General features: G+C 46.6%; 3 protein-coding genes. All 3 read left to right on the top strand.

Annotated features, from left to right (window positions below; genetic code table 11):
* Nucleotides 1-416: hypothetical protein (locus WC052_06065; protein ID MFA7287201.1), on the top strand; the 416-nt coding region annotated here is incomplete at its 5' end.
* Nucleotides 417-419: 3 nt separating this feature from the next.
* Nucleotides 420-1,382: a hypothetical protein gene (locus tag WC052_06070; protein MFA7287202.1), complete on the top strand. Its 963-nt coding sequence runs from the start codon at nt 420-422 to the stop codon at nt 1,380-1,382.
* A gap of 239 nt (nt 1,383-1,621) precedes the next feature.
* Nucleotides 1,622-2,978 (top strand): hypothetical protein (locus WC052_06075; GenBank protein MFA7287203.1); only part of this gene is annotated, 1,357 nt, incomplete at its 3' end.

Below are 2,978 nucleotides of genomic sequence, written 5' to 3' on the forward strand. Positions count from 1 at the left end.
CCGAAATGGAAGACCCACGTACAATTGATTTCATCGAAAATGATTGCCACCATCACAACAAAGTCGAAGTAAAATTCGAAGACTTTTCCATCAAGTTCATGAAAGAAGATCCACTCGATCCACGTTTGGATTACCCACGTGCAATGCACATGGTCGAGTATGTTGGACTGCGTGAAGAAAACCGCTACAAGAAATTGATTGGGCCAGTTCGCTACATCAAAGAAGGTCAAACTCTGCACGCCAAATTGACGCTCGTTATGGAATCAGATTCCATGGAACTGTTTGATTTGGCAGCACGCGCAAACTTCGAATACGAACACGGTATTTTGCAACGTGTTTATAAATCGTGCGAGCGCTGCGGTATCGACCACGCTTTCGACGTTGCAATCGACGCTCACTCTTTCTTTATGGAGTAAGCAATGACTACAAGCCAGAATGCCTATTACTCGGACGCCCGTTATTTCGATATCGGCGATATGCCCAGCGGCGGTAAAACATATGACTACGACAGGTTTTATGTTCGTCAATTTGCGGCAGAAGAATTACCGCTGCTGCACTACGGCATGAACACCCGAGTGCGCGCACATGAACACGTTATCCGTGCCGTACAAATGGCTTGTAGTGCTGACCTTTCGCAATTGACTGACGGTGATTTGTGCTACGTGATGGCGTGGATTCGTCGGCAATCTTTTCCTGAAACGCCACTGCAAGCAAAGTACATTTGTACGAACATGCTTTATCAGGATGATGTCGGAAACATTTACCGCGACCTCTCACGGAAAGAAGCTGAAATTAAAGGCTACGTGCTAAAGGCTTGCGGTCGTGATAACGTCAACCTGATCAAAAGCACGAACATTAAAATTCACACGCTTGAGGATGAAAGTCTTCAAATTGTTGACCATCCTGAAATTGACTTCGCTCGCGTAAACACACTAGCTGATTTCCATGAGCTAGTAGATGAACGTCCCTACATGCGGTACAAGGCTGACTTGGCTCGGTGGGTACGTAAAGGCAAAACGCTCAAAGCAAAACTCATGTATTTGGACTCTCAAAAAGATTTCAAATTGTGGGAAGAAATTGAAAAAATAAAAGTGGCACACTTCCACGGCATTACTGAAGAAATTCAGTTACGTTGCTCTGACTGCAACCATGTCAAGATGCACGAATCTACACCGTGCTTGCTGAAGTTCTTCGCTGACAATAGTGACAAAGACGTGTACAACATGACGTACAATTTGATGGCGCAATTCGGTGCGAGCCCTAACCTGAAAATGCCTGCACAAATGCTCATGTACCACCACAGTACGTTGGTCGATGACCGTCGCAAGTCTGAGCAAGCTGCTAAAGAGCGGGCCGCGCAGCATCGCAAGGGGTTTAGATAATGGCAAAGCTGTCAGAATTAAATGCAATTGCGGGAAAACATGATCCACGTGCAAAGCCTCAAAAGGGCAGCGCACTTATGCAGCATTCTCGCGGTGCAAATGAACATCACGTGGAAATCAGCGAGCGCCAAGGGAACGGAACTAAACGCCCTTCGCAGTACGCCCCACGGAATGTTACCGGTCGTGCCGAACGTATGCCGAATCCTGCAATCAATATTCGCGGACCTGACAACAGTGCGTTGATTGAACATCAAACCGATGTAATGAAATCGCAAGGGGTCGCGGTTGCAAAACAATCGCAAGTTCTGACGCAACAAACTGGCTTGATGCATGATCAAGTTCGTGCGACAAAAGATGTTAGTGCTGTCGTTGAACGTCTTTACGAATATATGCAGAAAGAAGGGAATAAACTAAATCCCAAAATTCAGCAGAGTGCAAAAGGCAGTACGTACGAAGGCCAGTTTGAACGCATCCAAGAAAAACAAATGATGGTGCAGGAACAGCGCCAACGTCGTCGTGAAATTTCCGATGATTTGCGCCGTCAACGTAGCGAACGTGCTCGTTCCGCTGAACGTGACGAAGGTGGTCGTTTCCGTCGCAAATCAAACATGCCAAAGGTTCAAGATTTCGGCGGCAAGTCTGGAAAGTTTGGCGGTATGCCAGACATCGGCGGAATGGGTGGTATGGGAGGCAAAGGCGCTTTGATGCGTGCTGCTGGTCCACTGCTTGCCCTTGCAGCAGCATTCTACGGCAGTAAAGCAATCGAATCTGCTAGCGACAATTACACGTACGATAAAAAGAATGCCGGTGGAATTGCTAGTGCTTGGCAAACTGGCAAAGACAAAATGTATGACGCTTCCCGTGAATACTTGGGTGGCGGTAAAACTTATCTCGATACGATCCCACGCGATCAGAAAATGATTGCAGACTACACAGCAAAAGCAAATGCTGGTGGTTTGGGAAGTGTTGCAGGTCAGTTCGAATCTGGTGGTCGCGGTGTTGAATCTATCTCGACAGGGAAAGGTGACAACGGCGGTGTGAGCTACGGCAAACATCAACTGAGTTCGAAATCAGGCACCATGACAAACTTCCTGCGTTCTGAGGAAGGTTCGAAATATTACAACGAATTCCGTGGCCTGAAAGAAGGCTCTAAAGAATTCAACGATAAATATCTCGACGTTGTAAGCCGAGATAAAGAAGGTATGGAAAGTGCACAAGGAGCGTTCGTTAAAAAGACGCACTTTGATCCACTGAATGAATGGTTCGGTAAGCAATACGATATCGACACCAGCCAACGTTCCCGTGCTCTGCAAGAAATGCTTTATTCCGTGTCGGTTCAATACGGTTTGGGCAAAGCCAAAAACCTAATTGGCGAAGCAATGGGCAATCGCGATCCAGCAATGATGAACGACGAAGAAATTATTCGTCGAATTCAGGATCATCGCGCAGCAACCGTCGGTTCCTTTTTCCGTTCTTCCAGTAAAGAAAATCAACTTGGCATTGAGAAACGTGCTGGTGATGAAAAAGCTGTTTTGATGAATATGCTGCAAGCCGAAAATAGTGGTGGCTCTGTAAAAGGATCTAATCACGTCGGTA

The organism is Patescibacteria group bacterium (assembly GCA_041675205.1).
Taxonomy (GTDB): Bacteria; Patescibacteriota; Patescibacteriia; order GWA2-46-9; family GWA2-46-9; genus JBAYUF01.

Bases quoted from the DNA above. Each gene is read 5' to 3' on its own strand.
- WC052_06070 (MFA7287202.1), top strand. From the start codon at position 420: ATGACTACAAGCCAGAATGCCTATTACTCGGACGCCCGTTATTTCGAT.